This window comes from Thalassospira marina (assembly GCF_002844375.1).
GTDB lineage: Bacteria > Pseudomonadota > Alphaproteobacteria > Rhodospirillales > Thalassospiraceae > Thalassospira > Thalassospira marina.
Window position 1 is genome coordinate 3,929,450 of record NZ_CP024199.1, and the last position, 17,479, is coordinate 3,946,928.

Here is a 17,479-nt window from a genome sequence, read left to right on the forward strand (position 1 = left end):
GATTCTTCGCCAAGCATGGGAGCCCGCCGTGGACCAGTATGACGCATTCGTAAAAATCGCCCATCGCCTTGCAGACGCCGCCCGCCCGGTTGTTCGCAAATATTACCGCACGGCAGTTGCTGTTGATGTAAAGGCCGATGCCAGCCCGGTCACCATTGCCGATCGCGAGGTCGAAACCGCCATGCGCGCGATTTTGGCCGAAGAATGCCCCGATCACGGTATTCTGGGCGAAGAACATGGCCGCCATAACCTGGATGCCGAATATGTCTGGGTGCTGGACCCGATTGATGGCACCAAATCCTTTATTGTTGGCAAGCCCAGCTTTGCGACCCTGATTGCGCTTTGCCATAACGGCAAACCGGTGCTGGGCATTATTGACCAGGCCATTACCGATGAACGCTGGGTAGGGGTTAGCGGCCGTAAAACCACCTTTAACGGCAACCCCGTTCAAACCCGGCAATGCCCGGCCTTGAACCAGGCGATTTTCTTTACCACCGCGCCCGAACTGTTTCGAGGCCCGCAAATTCCGGCTTATGAAGCCATTCGTAACCAGTGCCGCCAGCCCATGTATGGCGTTGATGCCTATGCCTATGGCCTGACTGCATTGGGACTGGCCGATATTGTGGTTGAAGCCAACCTGCAGGCCTATGATTTTTGCGCCCTTGCCCCGGTTGTAGAAGGGGCTGGCGGGGCAATGTGCGACTGGCGCGGCAATGCCCTGACCATGGATAGTGATGGTTGCGTTATCGCAGCAGGGGATCGTGCCTGCCTGGAACAGGCATTGGAAATTACACGCACGTCACTGCCATAAATCGTAACAACAAGGGCGGCGGGAATGCTGGAATGGATTGCCATTTTGTTCGTCACATCCGGGCTGGTTTACGGCCTGTGGTCGCGGCGCATGCAAAAATTCAACATTTCCTCACCAATGATGATGGTCATGGCCGGGGCGATTGTCGCCCTGCCCCTGGGCCTGTGGTCGCAGGCCCCGCTGGAACCGCTCAAGAATAATTTCCATTTCGCGCGGGTCTTTTCCGAACTGACCCTGGCCATCATTCTGTTTCTTGATGCGGCCATCCTTGACTATCGCAAGGAACGCCCCGCCGTTCGGGTGGCAACACGCCTTTTGGTTATTGGCCTGCCGCTTACGGTGCTGGCAACATGGGTTGCGGCCTATTACGGCATTGCGCCGGGCATGGGGCTTGTCCCTGCCCTGCTGATTTCGCTGATGGTATCGCCGACCGATGCGGCATTAAGCCGCCCAGTGCTGGAAAACCGGCATATTTCATCGCCAGTGCGCCAGGGCATCAATATTGAAAGCGGGCTGAATGACGGGCTGGTCCTGCCGGTTTTCAGCACTGCCCTTGCAATTGAAGCCGCCCTGAGCGGGCAAAGCACCAATGGCTGGATCACCGAAGCCATCCTTGAAATTCTGATGGGCGCGGGTGTTGGTATTGCCTGCGGGGTGGTGCTGGGGATGCTGGTAAACCATGCGGTTGCCCGCAACCTGATGATTGACCGGTTTGAACGCCTGTTTGGGGTTCTATCGGCCCTGCTGATTTTTCTGCTGGCAGAAAAGGCCGGGGGGAATGGCTTTGTCGCGGCCTTTGCCGGTGGCCTTGCCCTTAATATCGCCAGTTCCAAGGTTGCCGACGTTATCGAAAGCTTTGGCGAGGCCGAAGCCGAACTTCTGACCATGCTGACATTTTTTGTCTTTGGCCTGCTTATTTTGCCATCGGTTTATGAATTGTGGACCGGTGAAATGATGCTGTTTTCAGCACTTAGCCTGCTGGTTTTGCGCCCGGCCTGTGTCTGGCTTTGCATGATTGGGTCCCCCTATAACCTGGCAGAAAAACTGTTTATCGGCTGGTTCGGGCCACGCGGGATTGCATCGATCATTTATCTTTTGATCATGGTAACCCTGCTGGGCATTTCCGGATATGAGGCACTGGTGGCCTGTGTCGCCCTGATCGTCACCATCAGCGTCATTGCCCATGGCATCAGCGCTAGCCCCCTTTCAGAAGCCCTGGCAAAACACACCAAAAAGAAACGCCCGGCCGAAGCCGGGCGCCTTTAACGCCGCTGTTTTGATGCCGGCACGATCTGGCAAAAACAGTTCGCGTTGTGGCGGTACTGCACCTGAAGCAGCCCGCCCTGCCAGCCTGCATCATGGTTCAAACCGGTTTGGGCCATAATGCAGAACCGCAATTTTATCCGGCGCCGCCGGGTCTTTTTCAAAGGCCCCGTTCGCTGAGTGCAAGGCGCAGGCCAAGGGCCAGAAACACAGCCCCAAGGGCGCGTTGCAGCCATTTGCCAAAACCCGCCCCAAAGCCCGATGCAACATGCTGGCGCAAACGGGCAGCCGCCATCGCAACCACCAGAACCACCGCCGTTTCCATCACAAAACCGATCATATTAACAATCGTGCCCAGCACCAGAAACTGAAGCGGTTGATGACCCAGCGCCGGGTTTACGAATTGCGGTAAAAACGCCATGAAAAACAGGGCGACCTTGGGGTTAAATACATCAATCAATACCCCACGCCGCCAGGCCTGAAACGCACTTGGCCGCGCCCGACCACCAACCGGAAACTCGGTGATGGCGACGGCATCGCCCGCAACATCACTTGCACCGGCATCTGCCCTATCCGGCCCGTCTTCTTTACGGAAGGTGCCGTAAATCGCGCCAAAACCCAGCCAAGCCAGATAGGCAACCCCCACCCATTTCACGATGGCAAAGGCCAGGGCCGAGGTCATTAAAATGGCCGAAAGCCCGATTGCGGCAAAAACCACATGCACAAATGCGCCCGAACACACACCCAGACTGGACATAACGCCAATTTTACGCCCATGTGCCGCCGCCTGCGCCGAAACAAAGGCAAGGTCCGGCCCCGGCGCGATATTAAGCACCAGGGCGGCCAGCAAAAACGGGCCATAGGCAACAATCAGATCAACAAGGTGAATAAGGCTGGTCACTGTGAATATCCTTGCAGACGGGCAAAATAGATCATGTCAATTTCAAGTGACGGGCATCCCGCGCCAATCAACTGACTATGCACCTGCCCGCGATGATGGGTTTGATGGTTAAAGACATGGCCCAAAATAACATTTCGCGGCGTGGCGAAGGGCTTCCCGGCAACGTTTTTGTATTGCACCACGTCGGCAATATCGTCATCCCCCAGCCCATCGACATAGGCGATCAAATCCTCGTCAAAGGCGATACGGGCGGCCTTGTAATCATCAAACAGGGGCCAGGGCACCTCGTTTAGGGCCATATGGCGAATTTCGCCACGCAGGCGCGCCAGCCACAGGGTATCCCCTACCAGAAGATGGTTCAGCGTTTTGGTAATGGACGGGAAAAAGGCTTCGCGCGGCGCATCCAGATCAACCTGTTCAAGGGTTTTGCACGCGGCAATAACATGGTTGTTTGCCCACTGGTTATACCGTGCGAACATCTGAAAATACGCTGCATTCATTTCCTTTTTCCTTTCCCGGTCACAAGTATTTCGTCACGACGCATCGCCATTGCACGGGCGCGCACCCAGCATGGCCTTTGCCGGTGCCATCGGCAAATCCATCGCACGATCATTCCCCGAAACTTGCATATCCTGCGTTTTTGCCGCTTTGCGGCGGCGCGTCAGGATAACGACATTGCCCACCAGCGTCAGCCCGACACCCAGAATGATGTTGGCATGCCAGACAAAACCTTCGGCAAAGGTGGAAATGGCAAGGGCAACGACGGGAAACATGACCGAGCTATAGGCCGCGCGATCCGCGCCAATCCGGCCCAGCAGCGTCAGATAAAACCCGAAACCAAGGATGGAGCCAAAAACCGCCAGATAAACCAGCGCAATCAGGAAGGACGGGCTGCTGTCAAAAACAATCGGCTGGCCCGTTGCCAGAATGTAAACCACCAGAAAGACCGAGCCATACATCATGCCATAGGCATTGGCCTGCATGACCGGAATACCACGCGCCTGATTGCGCGCCGAAACCATATTGCCCAGCGAGGCGATATAGGACGCCAGCAATGACAGAACCAGGGCAAAGCTTCCGCCTGCGGCAAGGTCAAACTGCGCCAGATCCGGGGCAAAAATAACGCAAATCCCGCCAAGGCCAATAACCGCGCCAATCACGGTGCGCATTTCCGGCCGACGCTTAAAGAAGATAAAGCCATTAACCATGTTCATGATCACGACGGCAGAAAAGACAACCGCAATCAGGCCGGATGTCAGCTCGGCCTCGGCAATATAAAGAAACACGTAATTCAGCGAAAACAGGCACAACCCCATCAGGGCCATAAAGCCATGATCCCGCCGGGAACAACGCATGGGTAATTTACGGATCGCACAAAAAGCCATCAGCAATAATGCCGCCAGAACAAAGCGATAGGCAACTGCCAGTTCCGGTGTTACCGATAACTGGTATTTGATCGCGATCCAGGTGCTGCCCCAGATCAGAACAACAGCAGCATATAAACCAATCGGCCCCATGATACATACTCCCATGCAGGTGTTATGCCGGGTATTTACGATCATTCCAGCCTGGTTCTCAAACCATGATATTTGATCTATTCATTAGCAATACTAATGATAAAGCCCAATCATCCCGGCAACATGCCGCAAAATGCGGCTTTTGAAATTACCCTGGCTATGCCCGACGCCGGAAATTGCCGGTTTTTTATGTAAAAACGTCCTGGCTTGTTGGCAGTTGGCCCCCAAACGCATCAACCCCGGCAGGCTGACCCACCGGGGTTGGTAATAATCGCGGCCTGAATATTCAGGCCCGCAAAGCGAATCGCATCAGGTTTTAGAATTCCTGGCTTGTCGGGCGGAACAGAATTTCGTTAATATCGACATCTTCGGGCTGGCTGATGGCAAAACTGACGCAGCGGGCGAAGGAATCTGCCGGAATGGCGTATTTATCGTAAAATTCCTGAATGGCCTTTGCGGTATCCGCCTCGGTCACGCTTGCTGGCAATTCAGTATCGACGGCACCGGGGGAAATGATGGTCGAACGGATATTATAGGCCTTCGCTTCCTGGCGCAGCCCCTCGGAAATGGTGCGTACCGCGTATTTGGTGGCGGCATAAACCGTACTGCCGGGCCGTACCCGATGCCCGGCAACCGACGACACATTGATGATATGGCCGCTTTTCTGCTTTTTCATTTGCGGCAGAACAGCAGAAATACCGTACAGCACACCCTTGATATTCACATCGATCATGCGGTCCCATTCATCGATGCGCTGTTTTTCCAGCAGCGATTGCGGCATCAACCCGGCATTATTAACAATCACGTCGATACGCCCATATTTGGCAATCGCATGATCCACCAGGGCCTGTACCTGTTTATGGTCCGTAACATCGGTTTTCACCGCGCAATCGTCATCCAGCCCCAGTTCAGAGGCAAGGGCCTGCATCCGATCAATCCGGCGTGCGCCCAAAACCAGTTTTGCCCCCTTGGCGGCAAGGTCCCGCGCTGTTGCTTCGCCCAGCCCGCTGCTGGCCCCGGTTATAACGACAACCTTGTCTTTAATTGGATCTGTCATGATTTTTTTCCTTTTGAAACCTGGTCGACTTAACGGTTCACGCGCTGCTGCAAATGGGCAGGAAAACGATCACCAACAAAGTTGACTTTCGCCAATGCACCGGCAATCCCGGCCATTTCGCGCCCATCAAGCCATAGACGGGATTACCTATCGTGAAATGGCAATATCAGAGGGCCCGGCCAAAGATCACCAGCCCCCCACAAAGACACGCTTGCGTCGCAAAATGTCACTGCCTGCGCATCCGGGCATGGTGGCGTTACACGGCCCATGCCAGATGCCGTTTCAGATGCGCTCATTTATGGTCCGAAAGGTAATCGGTATCGCTGACCTTTTCGAGCCAGTCGACCGGGGAGCCATTAACCGATTCAGCAATGGCGATGTGGGTCATGGCGGTTTTATCGGTTGCGCCATGCCAGTGCCGTTCACCCGGTTCAAACCAGATGATATCGCCGGGACGAATTTCCTGTTTTGTTTCGCCTTCACGCTGCACCCAGCCCAGACCGCTGGTCACGATCAGGGTCTGCCCCAGCGGGTGGGTGTGCCAGGCGGTACGTGCACCAGGTTCAAAGGTAACCGTGGCACCGCCAACGCGGGCCGGGTCCGTTGCCTGAAAGGGGCTGTCGATACGCACCGTGCCGGTAAAATAATCGGCAGGGCCACGAACAGAATCATTGGCGCCAACGCGTGTGATTTTCATGGGGAAACCTTTCATCTATCAAATGCCGACAGGCCTGCATCTGCCCATTGGCAGTGATCGCGGGTGAATTTTGCAAATAGCGCGGTAATCTGATTTTCGCGAAGTGCCGCACTAAACGCCTAAAATGCAATGCACGCTGCCATCCACAAATGCCGAGCAACCTTGCCAAACCTTTTGGCCCGGTGATGTGCCAGTCATGAATTGATGATGACCTTACCAGCTTGTTTTATTTTGATTAGACGCTAAATACCGAATGAACTCATATTGGAGATTCATAAATGAAGCGCGAGGAACTGGGCGATCTGGCAGCATTTCTCGCCGTGGTCGATGAACGAAGCTTCACCCGCGCTGCGGCGGTATTGGGCACGTCACAATCTTCGCTAAGCCATACGGTAAGGCGGCTGGAAGAACGCTTGGGGCTGCGCCTGCTAAACCGGACCACACGGCGCCTGGAACCAACCGAAGCAGGAGAAAGGCTGGCACAAACCCTGCGCCCGGCATTAGGTTCAATCGATGACCAGATCGCATCGCTAAGCGAATTTCGCGATAAACCGGCCGGAACGGTGCGTATATCCACCAGTGCCTATGTTGCGCGGAGCATTATCTGGCCGGTCGTTGAAAAACTGCTGCCCGATTACCCCGATATCAATGTTGAACTAAATGTTGACCAGCGCTTTACCGATATTGTCGCCGAAAAATTTGATGCGGGCGTGCGCCTTGGCGAAGAAGTCGACAAAGACATGATCGCCACGCGCATCGGCCCGGACGTGCGCATGGCGGTTTATGCCGCACCGGAATATTTCAGGAAACACGGCATCCCGCAAACACCGCATGACCTGCTGGGACATGACTGCATCAATCTGCGCCTGCCAACATTGGGGGGTCTTTATAGCTGGGAGTTTGAAAAAAACGGCCGTCCGCTTAATGTCCGGGTCGAAGGGCGCTTAACCTTCAACGATGTTGGCATCATTGTGCAAGCCGCCATAGAAGGGCATGGCATCGCCTGCACCCCGGAAGACCATGTTATGGAACTTATCGGGCAAAAAAAGCTGCAACGTGTCCTACTGGACTGGTGCCCGCCCTTTCCGGGCTATCACCTGTATTATCCCAGCCGCCGCCAGCATTCCCCAGCCTTCAGGGTGATTATGGAGGCCCTGCGCTATCATCCCGAAACCACGAAATCCCGGCGCTAAGCCTGCACGCACCAAACAGGCACAGCGAAGTTATCCCCGCTCAATATGCCCGTGCGAAATCAGGAATCCTTTTTGCGATCCGTTTCGGAATCAAGATCGGAATCAGGATCAGAATCCGCGTCGCTATCTGCGGATGTGTCTTCCGAAACAACCTGCTCTTTTGCATTCGTAACACCCGCAGGCTTGGCAGCAGCCTTTGCCCCTTCTTCCTCGTCTGCGTCCAAATCTGTTTTTGCTACAACCTGCTTTTTAACAACCCCATTCTGATCCGGGGTTACATCATCACCGCTGCTTTCAGGCTGTTCTGCAACTTCAGAATCTGCTGGCCCTTCGGCATCAATTGTTGCGCTTGCGCGAAGGTCTGCTTCAGTGGCTGGTAGCGGGTCGGCATCAGCCAGTTCGATGGCATCGGTCTGGGCGGCGGCATGTGCGGCAGCCTTCAGGTCGGCGGGTTCAAGGCCTGACATTTTTTTACGGCGGATTGTCAGCCTGGCACGCAATTTACGACGCAGGCGTTTACGCCGGCTGAGCCGCCACAGGGCCAGCAGCTCTGTCCGGGAATGGAAAAGCGGTAAATGGCGACTTTTTTCCGGGTTCAGTTCAACCGACATGCCCACTTCGCGAATACCGTGGGCATCATCAATCCGGCGTACAATCAATTCCACCGGGCCATAAACAATACGGTCGGCCGGCTCGATATCACCCGAAAGTTCGCGCTCCAGCAATTCCGCCAGGGTCAAATCACCATCGCCCGGCGCAACCGGAAAACCATACAGGCGCCCGACATCAAGAATAAGGGTATCGGGCGGGAAGCTGAAATCACCAAAAATATCGCGGTCATTAGCACCTTCGGCCGGACCGGCAAATAACTGGTCAAGCAGTTCGACATATTGGGGCGATGTGAAAATGTAAATCTGGTCTTCGCCCTGCAAGCGCCCGGCATTATGCGGGCGCAGCGATTTCCCATCCCGCAAAATCAGCGACGGACGCGCCCAGCGCGGGATACGGTGGCCCGCGGCAACCGAACTGTCAGGATGAATGCGGTAAACCACCACTTCCTGGTTGGCATTGCCGGGCAGTTCCAGATCGATCCTGTCAACCGGGCCACGGCGCGGCGGCACGATAATGCCCAGCCAGCGCGCAATTGGCTTGATCGTCCAGCCCTGCAACAGAAGCGAGGTGATAACGACGATAAAGGCGGTATTAAACAGAAGCTGCCCCTGTTCCACGCCCTCAACCATCGGCACAATGGCCAGCAAAATGGACACAGCGCCGCGCAAACCGACCCAGGAAATAAAGGCGGTATCGTTGCGCGAAAAATTGAAAAACAGCAAACACAGCCAGATGGCAATTGGCCGTGCGACAAAAACCAGAATAAGTGCCAGCAAAAAGCCGGGGATCAACACACTGCCAAATTCGGACGGGGTCGCAAGCAGCCCCAGCGTGACAAACATGGCAATTTGCGCCAGCCAGGTGGTGACATGCTGAAACCGTCGGACACTGGCACTCATGCGCATTCTGCTGTTGCCAGCATAAAGGCCCGCTACATAGACCGCCAAAAAGCCACTGCCGCCCAAAATGCTGGTGGCACCAAACAGGGTCAGCGCGCAGGCCAGCACAATGATGGGTACAAGCCCCGGTTCCAGCTTGACGCGGTTAATGCCCTGCACAATCAGAACACCACCCAAAAGCCCCAATACCGACCCAAGGCCAATCTGGAAAACAAAGCGTTCGGCAAGTTCGATTGCCAGGCTATCGCCCGATCCCTGAACAATCAGTTCAACCAGGGAAATGGTCAGAAACACGGCCATCGGGTCGTTGCTGCCCGATTCAACTTCCAGCGTTGATCGGGTTCGATCACGTAAATTGATTCCACCCACCCGCAGCAGGAAAAACACCGCCGCCGCGTCCGTTGAACTGACAATTGCCCCAAAAAGAAACCCGACCAGCCACGGCACCCCCAGCAGGATATGGGTCGCCATGCCAACCACTGCCGTTGTCATCAAAACCCCGGCCGTTGCCAGGGTTAATGCCGGGGCCGCGGCAATGCGCAACGCCCTGACCTGGGTTTCAAACCCGCTGTCAAACAGGATCAGGGCAAGGGCAATACTGCCAATGAAATAGGCCAGTGGCGCGTTATCAAACTGGATGCCGCCAATGCCATCCTCGCCGGCAGCAAGGCCGACAAACAGAAACACCAGCAGCAAGGGCGCGCCAACACGAAAGCTGATCAGACTGGTAAAGACGGCCACCACAACCAGAACCGATGCAATCAGGATTACCAGATTCATCGATTCAATCATGGGCAGCCTCCTTTAAACATTCATCAGGTTTCGCAGTTACATCTGCCTGCGGGTTTGTCCGTCAACCGGCCAGCCAGCAGTTGTGTCTTGTAACAGCGGCATTCAAAACGGAAAATTGCGGCAAAATTAACGCCGCACTGCAAAAATAGTCCCGTTTGCGCCGCGCGCCATCCCCAAATGGAATGACGCGTCACCTTATTTATTCGGCAACATTTATTCGGCAACCGGTGTCTGCGCCGGAATAAATGCCGTTTCCTTGGCTGTGGACAGGGCAATTTCCGGCAATACCTCAACAATACCGGGAAGCTCCTTGATCACATCGGTAACAAAGCTTTCAAGATGGGCGGTATCGCGCAGCCGCAATTTCAACAAAAAGTCAAACCGCCCGGTCATGTGATGGCACTCCATCACCTCGTCCGCTTTGATCAGGGATTTTACCATTTTCCGGTTTCCCTTGGCCGGGTCGGTGCGCAACCACACCATCGCCATCAGCGAACGACCAACCGCCAGCGGGTCAATATCAATCCGGTAGGCGCGAATAATGCCCTGATCACGCAATTTGCGCACCCGGTCATTCACCGCCGAAACCGACAACCCCACTTTACCCCCCAACACCGCATAGGACTGAGAGGCATCCTCCTGCAAAATATCCAAAAGCTTCGCGTCAATCGCGTCCATGGTCTTCCCCCGTTTAGCATCTACTGCCAGAACGCAATTATACACAAAAATCAGCAAGTTGCGAGGAAACAGCGCATCCCTAAAAAGCAGGCGCGCATTCCCTTTCCACCGCAAGTGGCGAGACTGGATTTTTTATAAAATACAGTATACTCATATAGATAACTTGCATTTTTTCCCGGGTTATCCCGGATCTGCCCCAGCCCTTCAGGCCAGGCCTGCCAATAATGACAGCGGAATGAAAATAGGCCCTGCGCGGCCGGTTCACAGGAATTTTCCGTTTTCATCATCTGGCGCCGGCGATTTTGGCACGGGCCATATCCGGTAACAAACGACAATCAAATCCCTCATTCGACCGATTGCCGATGCCCGTCCTTTCGGGGAAACTGCACCCACAATGACAGGCAGCCACCACCATGAAACGCTGGTTTCAGCAACTCCCCAATTACGTTCAGGCAGCGATTTTTGCCACCATCGCCGCCGTTACCGCAGCAGGGTTTTCCGTTACGGTGCGCCTGGCAACCGAAGAACTCCCACCGCTTGAAGTTGTGTTTTTTCGCAACCTGTTCGGCTTTTTGCTGATTGTTCCGGTATCGCTGCGCGCGGGGTTTTCGTCGCTTCACACCACGCGCTGGCGCATGTTTTTCCTGCGCGCGATCCTGTCCATGGGTGCCATGAGCTTCTGGTTCTCCGCCCTTGCATATCTGCCACTGGCCGAAGCAACAACGCTGAATTTCACCGTGCCCTTGTTTGGCACTGTCCTTGCCGCCCTGTTTTTAAAAGAACAGATCCGCCATCACCGGATTTTGGCCCTGATCGCCGGGTTTGCCGGTGTTGCCATCATCATCCGGCCCGGCAGCGACACCATGCAGCTTGCCAGCATCCTGCCGGTGGTGGCGGCACTTTGCATGGCCTGTGCGGGCATGACCATCAAATCACTGGCCCGTACTGACAGCAGCCCCAATGTCGTGCTTTATACCATGCTGCTGATGACCCCGATGACCCTGATCCCGGCGCTGTTTGTGTGGGAAACGCCAAGCTGGAATGCGATCATGATCCTTCTGATCGGCACCTTCATGGCCAATATCACCCAGCTTTGCAATACCAGCGCCTTTCGCCTGTATGATTACAGCTTTGTCATTGGTTTCAATTATCTGCGCCTGCCTTTTGTGGTTATTGTCGCGCTGGTCATGTTTGGGGAAATCCCGGAAATCTGGCTTCTGCCCGGTGCCGGGCTGATCATTGGATCGGCGATTTACATTGCCCGGCGCGAGGCCGTTTTGGCCCGCGAAGCCAAACGGTTTGACCGCGAACATTCCTCCCCCGCCACCGACATGGACCCACCCCCACGTCAGCGCCCAGCACCCGATACCCGCCCGGCTGCGGTGAATGCAGTTGACAACAAAGACAAGTGAACTGCCCGTGAAGCCGGCATAACGACAGACACATCAAACCCGACAAAACCGGATAGGACACAATAGGACGACCCCGCATCCGGCACCATTAAAAGCCACACTGTGAGACCCCAGTGAACCCGCTGCCCACCCCGATAAAGGCTGCATGTTTTGCCACCATTGCCGCCCTTCTGGCAGCCGGGTTCAGCCTGATTGTGCGTATCATCACCCGCGATATTCCATCTTTCGAGGCCGTATTTTTACGGTTTGCCTTTGGCCTGGTAATGATAGCACCCTTCGCCCTGCGCGATGGATTTGGCGGGTTAAGAACCGGAAAGCTGCATTTATTTGGCCTGCGCGGGGTCCTTTCAACAGCGGAAATGTGCTTATGGTTTTTTGCCGTGCACTACCTGCCGCTGGCGCGCGCAACGACCCTTAATTTCACCGTTCCCCTATTCGGCACGCTGCTGGCGGCGCTGATATTACGTGAAATGGTTGGTCATCATCGGTGGCTGGCAGTGATATGCGGCTTTGTTGGTGTTGGGCTGATCATTCAGCCCGGCATTGCCAACCATAATGGAGGCGATGGCAGTACCAGCACCATCGCTCTGGCTGACCTGCTGCCCATCGCCGCCGCCCTGTGCATGGCCCGTGCCGGGCTTATCACCAAATTACTGGTCAAAACGGAAAAGCCGACCACCATTCTGTTTTATCTAATGGCAATCACAACGCCCGTGTCGCTGGTTCCGGCCCTGTTTGTCTGGCAATCGCCTGGCTGGCAAAGCCTGGCCCTGATGGCATTAGCCGCTGGGATGATGAATGCCATGCAATATTGCAATGTACGCGCATTGCAGCTTGCCGATTACAGCTTTTTTGTCGGGTTTTCTTATTTACGCCTGCCCTTGATTGCCGTGTTTGCCGCGCTGCTGTTTGGCGAAATTCCCGATTTATGGTTGCTGCCCGGTGCGATCCTGATTATCGGCAGCTCACTTTATGTCATCCTGCGAGAACGCAAACTGGCGCAACGCGCGCACTAAGGCGCCTCCGCCAATTGCAAATATCCCTTGCTGATTGAATGCCCTAACGCCCGGCATTGCGACACTGCCGCTTTCCCTTGCCCCAAAAACAAATAATTTGGTATAGAAATACCAAATTATCACACAGCAGGAGGTCGGGATGCAGGTTTCGGGAAAAGTGGCAGTTGTTACAGGTGCGGCATCCGGCCTTGGGGCGGCAACGGCGCGGGTATTGGCCGCAGCCGGGGCGAAAATTGCCGCCCTTGACCTGAATGGTGACGGGGCCGCGCAAACTGCTGCCGAACTGGGCGGCAAGGGTTATGCCGTTGATGTCACCAATGCCGCCAGTGTCGAGGAAACAATTGCCACCATCACAGCAGAGCTGGGCGCACCGCGCATTCTGGTCAGTTGTGCCGGGATTGTGCATGGTGAACGCATTGTCGGCCGCGAAGGCCCGGCAAGCCTTGATGCCTTTAGCAAGGTGATCAATGTCAACCTGATTGGCACCTTTAACATGATGCGCGTGGTGGCCGATGCCATGAGCAAAACGGACCCGGTTGAAAGTGGCGAGCGCGGCATTATTATCAACACTGCCTCAATCGCGGCCTTTGAGGGGCAGATCGGCCAGGCGGCCTATGCGGCGTCCAAGGGTGCTGTGCATTCCCTGACTTTGCCTGCCGCGCGCGAGCTGGCACGCCACGGCATTCGCGTAATGGCGATTGCGCCGGGCCTCTTTGGCACACCGATGTTATCGGGCCTGCCCTACGAGGTGCAGGACAGCCTTGCCGCCAATACCCCATTCCCGCAGCGCCTTGGCAAGCCAGAGGAATATGGCCGCCTTGCCCAGCATATCTGTGAAAATGAAATGATGAATGGCGAAACCATCCGCCTTGACGGTGCGGTTCGCCTGCAGCCGAAATAAAACAGCGTTCACGTCATTTGACGCTGACTTTTAAATGCGAAACGGGCCAGAGATATTTCCGGCCCGTTTTGTCTGTCTGGCATAAATTTAACATGCGCGCTGGCAATGTTCAGGCTGCTGCGTCGGCAAAGCCAGCCAGCTTGATATCCTTTTGCGATACGCCGCCCACATCATGGGTCGTTAAGGTAATTTCAACGCGGTTATAGACATTGAACCATTCGGGATGATGATCCATCTTTTCGGCCTTCAGGGCCACGCGCGACATGAAACCAAAGGCTTCGTTGAAATCCTTGAATTTGAAGGTTTTTTCAATAGCCAGCCCATCATCGGACATGGTCCAGCCGCTGACTTCCTTTAAGGCGATGTCGATTTCGGCGGGGGAAAGTTTGCTCAATTCTGCCTCCTGTGCCGGGAATACGGGTTGCTGCAGGCACCTTGCCCATATGCATAACGCCATGAAAACATGTCACGAATTTGAAAGCACCCTGTTTTTAACCCAAACCTTAACGCAAAAGCGCATCACGCACGCGCTGGCGCAAAACCGGCAACAATTCACGTTCAAACCATGGATTTTTCCGGATCCACGCCGTATTGCGCCAACTGGGATGGGGCATGGGCAAAAAACCGTCCTGCAAAAAGGTTTCAAACTGGCGAACGGTTTCTGTCATGCTGCGACAGCGCCGCGCGCCCAGATACCGCGCCTGTGCATATTGCCCGATCAGCAAAGTCAGCCGGACATGGGGTAAATGGCGCAACAGGGCGTCATGCCAGGTTGGCGCACATTCCGGCCGGGGCGGCAAATCCCCACCCCGGGCAAAACGGCCAGGGTAACAAAACCCCATCGGCATAATGGCCAGGCGGGCGGGATCGTAAAATTCGGCATCGGTCATTTGCAGCCAGTCGCGCAACCGGTCGCCCGAAGCATCATTCCAGGGCAGGCCGGTTTGATGCACTTTTGTCCCCGGCGCCTGCCCGATTACCAGAACCGGGGCCGAAACCGCCATACGCACGACGGGACGTGGCCCCAATGGCAAATGTTCTTCGCACAGGCGACAGGCGCGCACATCGGCCAATAACCGGTCCAGCGCCGGGTCCTGACCGGGCGGGTCAATTTCGGGAATATAGGTATGCGGTTGATCAGCCATCAAATATTCCGGTGCCATTTTCCAGCAAAACAACGTCAGAATGGCGCATGACCATATATGGATATGGCAACGGGCTTAAGTCGCATCTGGCAGTTCGGCCCCGGCAATTACCCAGTCTTCCGCATTTGCAGCTTCATACCATTCCTTCATTGCCGGCATGGCAAGGATGGTTTCCTTATAGGCTTCGCCAACGGCATCCAGCGTGACGCCATAGGTTTTAAAACGCGTGATCACCGGGGCAAACATGGCATCGGCAATGGAAAATTCGCCAAACAGAAAATCCCTACCCTGTCCGTAACGGCTGCGGCACAGATTGAAAATATCGCCAATGCGGCGGATATCCTGGTCCACCGCCGGCCCACGGCCCCGGCCGGTTAAATCCTTGCGCAAATTCATCGGCATATTGGACCGAAGGGCGGCAAACCCCCCATGCATTTCAAGCGATACCGAACGCGCAATGGCGCGAATTTCCATATCAAGCGGCCATAACAGGGTATCGGGCCGGGTATCGGCCACATATTCCAGAATGGCCAGGGCCTCCCAAATGGTTTTACTGCCGTCAAAATAGGCCGGAACCTTACCTGATGGGGAAATTACCGGGGCCTTGGCAAACCATTCATCGGTGTAAAGCGAAACCAGCTTTTCCTCGAACGCGACACCGGTTGCCCGCAGGCCCAGCCAGGCACGCAGCGACCAGGATGAATAGTTTTTATTGCCAATATAAAGAACCGGAAGATTTTCCATTTGATACAAGTCCGCCTGCTGGGGAGGAAAAAGAAAAGGCAACGTACCGCAATTTACCGGCTTTATCAGGGCAACATAACTGCACATAAAACATGCAGCCAGGTCGCACCTGATATCCGTGCTTGCCAATGTGCCCTGATTTGCACGGCCAGACCAGCCCGCATCGATGCATTTCCACCACATGCAATATTTCCAAACCGGAATTTACCAATCGAAGGGCGGATTGTTTGGCCAATCCCCCTTGTTGTTTTTGCTGTGATCGCCGCATAATGACCACAAGCATGTGGAACGTAAAAGCCGGGCTTTGCCCCACTTGCGCCCGCATCACAGCCTGCCGCCTGCCCGGGCCAAGCCCCGGCAGCAAACAGGCTGCGCCACCCAAAACAAACAAGGACGGATCAATTGTTCGACCATCTTATCCCCGCCAGTTCAGCAGATAGCCCCCTTACCATCCAGACGGTTACCGCCGCCAGATTTGAAAAATGGGTAGAAGGCCTTTCTGATCTGCATAAATCATGGATCAGCGCCAACCGTTTTGAAGGCAAACGCGGCACCAGCCTGTTACTGCCTTCGGCAGATGGCTCTGCCGCGTCAGTTGTGCTTGGCTTTGAAAATGATGCCAAATCGGTCTGGGATTTTGCCAGCCTTGTCGCAACCCTTCCCAAAGGCACCTATCAGCTTGATGACAGCGTGCTTGGCGATGATACCCTGTGTGAACGCGCCGTTCTTGGCCTGTATCTTGGCGGCTACCGCTTTGATCGCTATCGCAAGATTGATGCGCCGCTGGCACGCTTTATCCGCCCCGATAATGCCGCAGCAGACCGTGCCGAAAACAGCGCCCGCGGCATTGCGCTGGCGCGTGACCTGATCAACGTTCCCGCCAATGACATGGGCCCGGCCGAGCTTGCCGATGCGGCCTCCAAACTGGCGGGTGAATTTGATGCCAGCATCAGCACCATCATCGGTGAAGACCTGGAAAGCCAGAATTACCCGTCCATTTACGCGGTTGGCAAAGGCAGCGACCGGGCACCCCGCCTAATCGACCTGCGCTGGGGTGATGAAAATGCACCGCGCGTTACCCTGGTTGGCAAGGGCGTGTGTTTTGATACCGGCGGCTATGATTTGAAACCGGCCAGCAACATGCTGCTGATGAAAAAGGATATGGGTGGTGCCGCACAGGTACTGGGTCTGGCCCGTATGATCATGGCAGCGAAATTGCCGGTTCGGTTGCGTGTGCTGATCCCGGCTGTGGAAAACATGGTATCGGGCAATGCATTTCGCCCCAGCGACATTATCAATACCCGCAAGGGCATTACGGTTGAAGTCGGCAATACCGATGCCGAAGGCCGTCTTGTCCTTTCCGATGCGCTAACAGAAGCCGCCAGCGAAGACCCGGAAATCCTGCTGGATTTTGCCACTCTGACCGGGGCGGCCCGTGTTGCCCTTGGCCTGGGACTGCCGGCGCTGTTTTCCAATAATGACGATCTGGCAAGTGCCCTGCAAAATACCGGCATCGAAATGGGTGACCCGCTTTGGCGCCTGCCGATCTGGGAAGATTACCGCCCCCTTCTTGACAGCAGGATTGCCGATACCAACAACATATCATCAGGTGCGTTTGGCGGTGCCATCATTGCCGCCCTGTTCCTTGACCGCTTTGCCAAAGGCGCAAAGGCATGGGCCCATATCGACCTGATGGCGTGGAACCCGTCTGGTACGCCGGGCAAACCCGAGGGCGGCGAAGCCCAGGGAATCCGCGCTGCCTTCAAGGTGATCAGCGATCGTTACGGTAAGTAAATTAATTAAAATCAACCTTTGACTTACAGTTCGGGGTCAGGTAAACA

18 protein-coding genes are annotated in these 17,479 nt (G+C 55.3%); 7 read left to right on the forward strand and 11 right to left on the reverse strand.

What is annotated here, in order from left to right:
• Nucleotides 1–28 precede the first annotated feature (28 nt).
• Nucleotides 29–811 (forward strand): histidinol-phosphatase, encoded by a 783-nt coding sequence (gene hisN / locus CSC3H3_RS17865; protein WP_101286309.1) that lies wholly within the window; start codon nucleotides 29–31, stop codon nucleotides 809–811.
• Between the two features lie 24 nt (nucleotides 812–835).
• A complete protein-coding gene (locus CSC3H3_RS17870) occupies nucleotides 836–2,077 on the forward strand; it encodes a cation:proton antiporter (RefSeq protein WP_101285704.1) in 1,242 nt (413 codons plus the stop codon).
• A 157-nt stretch (nucleotides 2,078–2,234) separates the two neighbouring features.
• On the opposite strand, the gene CSC3H3_RS17875 is transcribed toward CSC3H3_RS17870, so the two are convergent.
• The 5 genes from CSC3H3_RS17875 to CSC3H3_RS17895 all read right to left on the reverse strand — a co-directional run bounded on the left by CSC3H3_RS17875 (nucleotide 2,235) and on the right by CSC3H3_RS17895 (nucleotide 6,246).
• Nucleotides 2,235–2,975, reverse strand: coding sequence for a LysE family translocator (locus CSC3H3_RS17875; protein WP_245881172.1), 741 nt, complete (start codon nucleotides 2,973–2,975; stop codon nucleotides 2,235–2,237).
• Nucleotides 2,972–3,475: a DinB family protein gene (locus tag CSC3H3_RS17880; protein WP_101285705.1), complete on the reverse strand. Its 504-nt coding sequence runs from the start codon at nucleotides 3,473–3,475 to the stop codon at nucleotides 2,972–2,974. Before CSC3H3_RS17880 ends, CSC3H3_RS17875 begins: the two co-directional genes overlap by 4 nt.
• 33 nt (nucleotides 3,476–3,508) lie before the next feature.
• Nucleotides 3,509–4,492: a DMT family transporter gene (locus CSC3H3_RS17885; RefSeq protein ID WP_101285706.1), complete on the reverse strand. Its 984-nt coding sequence runs from the start codon at nucleotides 4,490–4,492 to the stop codon at nucleotides 3,509–3,511.
• A gap of 316 nt (nucleotides 4,493–4,808) precedes the next feature.
• On the reverse strand, nucleotides 4,809–5,549 hold the full coding sequence (locus tag CSC3H3_RS17890; RefSeq protein ID WP_101285707.1) for an SDR family oxidoreductase: 741 nt from the start codon (nucleotides 5,547–5,549) through the stop codon (nucleotides 4,809–4,811).
• Between the two features lie 292 nt (nucleotides 5,550–5,841).
• Nucleotides 5,842–6,246, reverse strand: coding sequence for a (R)-mandelonitrile lyase (locus tag CSC3H3_RS17895; protein ID WP_101285708.1), 405 nt, complete (start codon nucleotides 6,244–6,246; stop codon nucleotides 5,842–5,844).
• Between the two features lie 278 nt (nucleotides 6,247–6,524).
• Here CSC3H3_RS17895 and CSC3H3_RS17900 point away from each other — a divergent pair, with 278 nt between their 5' ends.
• A complete protein-coding gene (locus tag CSC3H3_RS17900; protein WP_101285709.1) occupies nucleotides 6,525–7,439 on the forward strand; it encodes a LysR family transcriptional regulator in 915 nt (304 codons plus the stop codon).
• Between the two features lie 59 nt (nucleotides 7,440–7,498).
• Here CSC3H3_RS17900 and CSC3H3_RS17905 read toward each other — a convergent pair whose 3' ends face one another.
• Nucleotides 7,499–9,742 (reverse strand): potassium/proton antiporter, encoded by a 2,244-nt coding sequence (locus tag CSC3H3_RS17905; RefSeq protein ID WP_245881173.1) that lies wholly within the window; start codon nucleotides 9,740–9,742, stop codon nucleotides 7,499–7,501.
• 213 nt (nucleotides 9,743–9,955) lie between these two features.
• Nucleotides 9,956–10,420: an Lrp/AsnC family transcriptional regulator gene (locus CSC3H3_RS17910; protein WP_101270550.1), complete on the reverse strand. Its 465-nt coding sequence runs from the start codon at nucleotides 10,418–10,420 to the stop codon at nucleotides 9,956–9,958.
• A 413-nt stretch (nucleotides 10,421–10,833) separates the two neighbouring features.
• On the opposite strand from CSC3H3_RS17910, the gene CSC3H3_RS17915 reads away from it, so the two are divergent.
• The 3 genes from CSC3H3_RS17915 to CSC3H3_RS17925 all read left to right on the forward strand — a co-directional run bounded on the left by CSC3H3_RS17915 (nucleotide 10,834) and on the right by CSC3H3_RS17925 (nucleotide 13,749).
• On the forward strand, nucleotides 10,834–11,832 hold the full coding sequence (locus CSC3H3_RS17915) for a DMT family transporter (RefSeq protein WP_101285710.1): 999 nt from the start codon (nucleotides 10,834–10,836) through the stop codon (nucleotides 11,830–11,832).
• A gap of 113 nt (nucleotides 11,833–11,945) precedes the next feature.
• Nucleotides 11,946–12,848, forward strand: a complete 903-nt coding sequence (locus CSC3H3_RS17920; protein ID WP_101285711.1) for a DMT family transporter — start codon at nucleotides 11,946–11,948, stop codon at nucleotides 12,846–12,848.
• 139 nt (nucleotides 12,849–12,987) lie between these two features.
• Complete coding sequence (locus tag CSC3H3_RS17925) at nucleotides 12,988–13,749, forward strand: SDR family NAD(P)-dependent oxidoreductase (protein WP_101285712.1); 762 nt, start codon at nucleotides 12,988–12,990, stop codon at nucleotides 13,747–13,749.
• 109 nt (nucleotides 13,750–13,858) lie between these two features.
• Here CSC3H3_RS17925 and CSC3H3_RS17930 read toward each other — a convergent pair whose 3' ends face one another.
• The 4 genes from CSC3H3_RS17930 to CSC3H3_RS24795 all read right to left on the reverse strand — a co-directional run bounded on the left by CSC3H3_RS17930 (nucleotide 13,859) and on the right by CSC3H3_RS24795 (nucleotide 16,029).
• Nucleotides 13,859–14,143: a 4a-hydroxytetrahydrobiopterin dehydratase gene (locus CSC3H3_RS17930; protein ID WP_245881174.1), complete on the reverse strand. Its 285-nt coding sequence runs from the start codon at nucleotides 14,141–14,143 to the stop codon at nucleotides 13,859–13,861.
• Nucleotides 14,144–14,252: 109 nt separating this feature from the next.
• Entirely contained in the window at nucleotides 14,253–14,894 is a 642-nt protein-coding gene (locus CSC3H3_RS17935) for a uracil-DNA glycosylase family protein (RefSeq protein ID WP_101285713.1), read from the reverse strand.
• 75 nt (nucleotides 14,895–14,969) lie between these two features.
• The gene (locus tag CSC3H3_RS17940) at nucleotides 14,970–15,638 is read right to left on the reverse strand and encodes a glutathione S-transferase family protein (protein WP_101286311.1); all 669 of its coding nucleotides are present in this window, start codon (nucleotides 15,636–15,638) and stop codon (nucleotides 14,970–14,972) included.
• Nucleotides 15,604–16,029, reverse strand: coding sequence for a hypothetical protein (locus CSC3H3_RS24795; protein WP_172963446.1), 426 nt, complete (start codon nucleotides 16,027–16,029; stop codon nucleotides 15,604–15,606). Before CSC3H3_RS24795 ends, CSC3H3_RS17940 begins: the two co-directional genes overlap by 35 nt.
• An 11-nt stretch (nucleotides 16,030–16,040) precedes the next feature.
• On the opposite strand from CSC3H3_RS24795, the gene CSC3H3_RS17945 reads away from it, so the two are divergent.
• A complete protein-coding gene (locus CSC3H3_RS17945; RefSeq protein WP_101285714.1) occupies nucleotides 16,041–17,432 on the forward strand; it encodes a leucyl aminopeptidase family protein in 1,392 nt (463 codons plus the stop codon).
• Nucleotides 17,433–17,479 lie beyond the last annotated feature (47 nt).

Bases quoted from the DNA above. Each gene is read 5' to 3' on its own strand.
- CSC3H3_RS17870 (WP_101285704.1), top strand. From the start codon at position 836: ATGCTGGAATGGATTGCCATTTTGTTCGTCACATCCGGGCTGGTTTAC.
- CSC3H3_RS17880 (WP_101285705.1), bottom strand. From the start codon at position 3,475: ATGAATGCAGCGTATTTTCAGATGTTCGCACGGTATAACCAGTGGGCA.
- CSC3H3_RS17885 (WP_101285706.1), bottom strand. From the start codon at position 4,492: ATGGGGCCGATTGGTTTATATGCTGCTGTTGTTCTGATCTGGGGCAGC.
- CSC3H3_RS17890 (WP_101285707.1), bottom strand. From the start codon at position 5,549: ATGACAGATCCAATTAAAGACAAGGTTGTCGTTATAACCGGGGCCAGC.
- CSC3H3_RS17895 (WP_101285708.1), bottom strand. From the start codon at position 6,246: ATGAAAATCACACGCGTTGGCGCCAATGATTCTGTTCGTGGCCCTGCC.
- CSC3H3_RS17900 (WP_101285709.1), top strand. From the start codon at position 6,525: ATGAAGCGCGAGGAACTGGGCGATCTGGCAGCATTTCTCGCCGTGGTC.
- CSC3H3_RS17905 (WP_245881173.1), bottom strand. From the start codon at position 9,742: ATGATTGAATCGATGAATCTGGTAATCCTGATTGCATCGGTTCTGGTT.
- CSC3H3_RS17910 (WP_101270550.1), bottom strand. From the start codon at position 10,420: ATGGACGCGATTGACGCGAAGCTTTTGGATATTTTGCAGGAGGATGCC.
- CSC3H3_RS17915 (WP_101285710.1), top strand. From the start codon at position 10,834: ATGAAACGCTGGTTTCAGCAACTCCCCAATTACGTTCAGGCAGCGATT.
- CSC3H3_RS17925 (WP_101285712.1), top strand. From the start codon at position 12,988: ATGCAGGTTTCGGGAAAAGTGGCAGTTGTTACAGGTGCGGCATCCGGC.
- CSC3H3_RS17935 (WP_101285713.1), bottom strand. From the start codon at position 14,894: ATGGCTGATCAACCGCATACCTATATTCCCGAAATTGACCCGCCCGGT.
- CSC3H3_RS17940 (WP_101286311.1), bottom strand. From the start codon at position 15,638: ATGGAAAATCTTCCGGTTCTTTATATTGGCAATAAAAACTATTCATCC.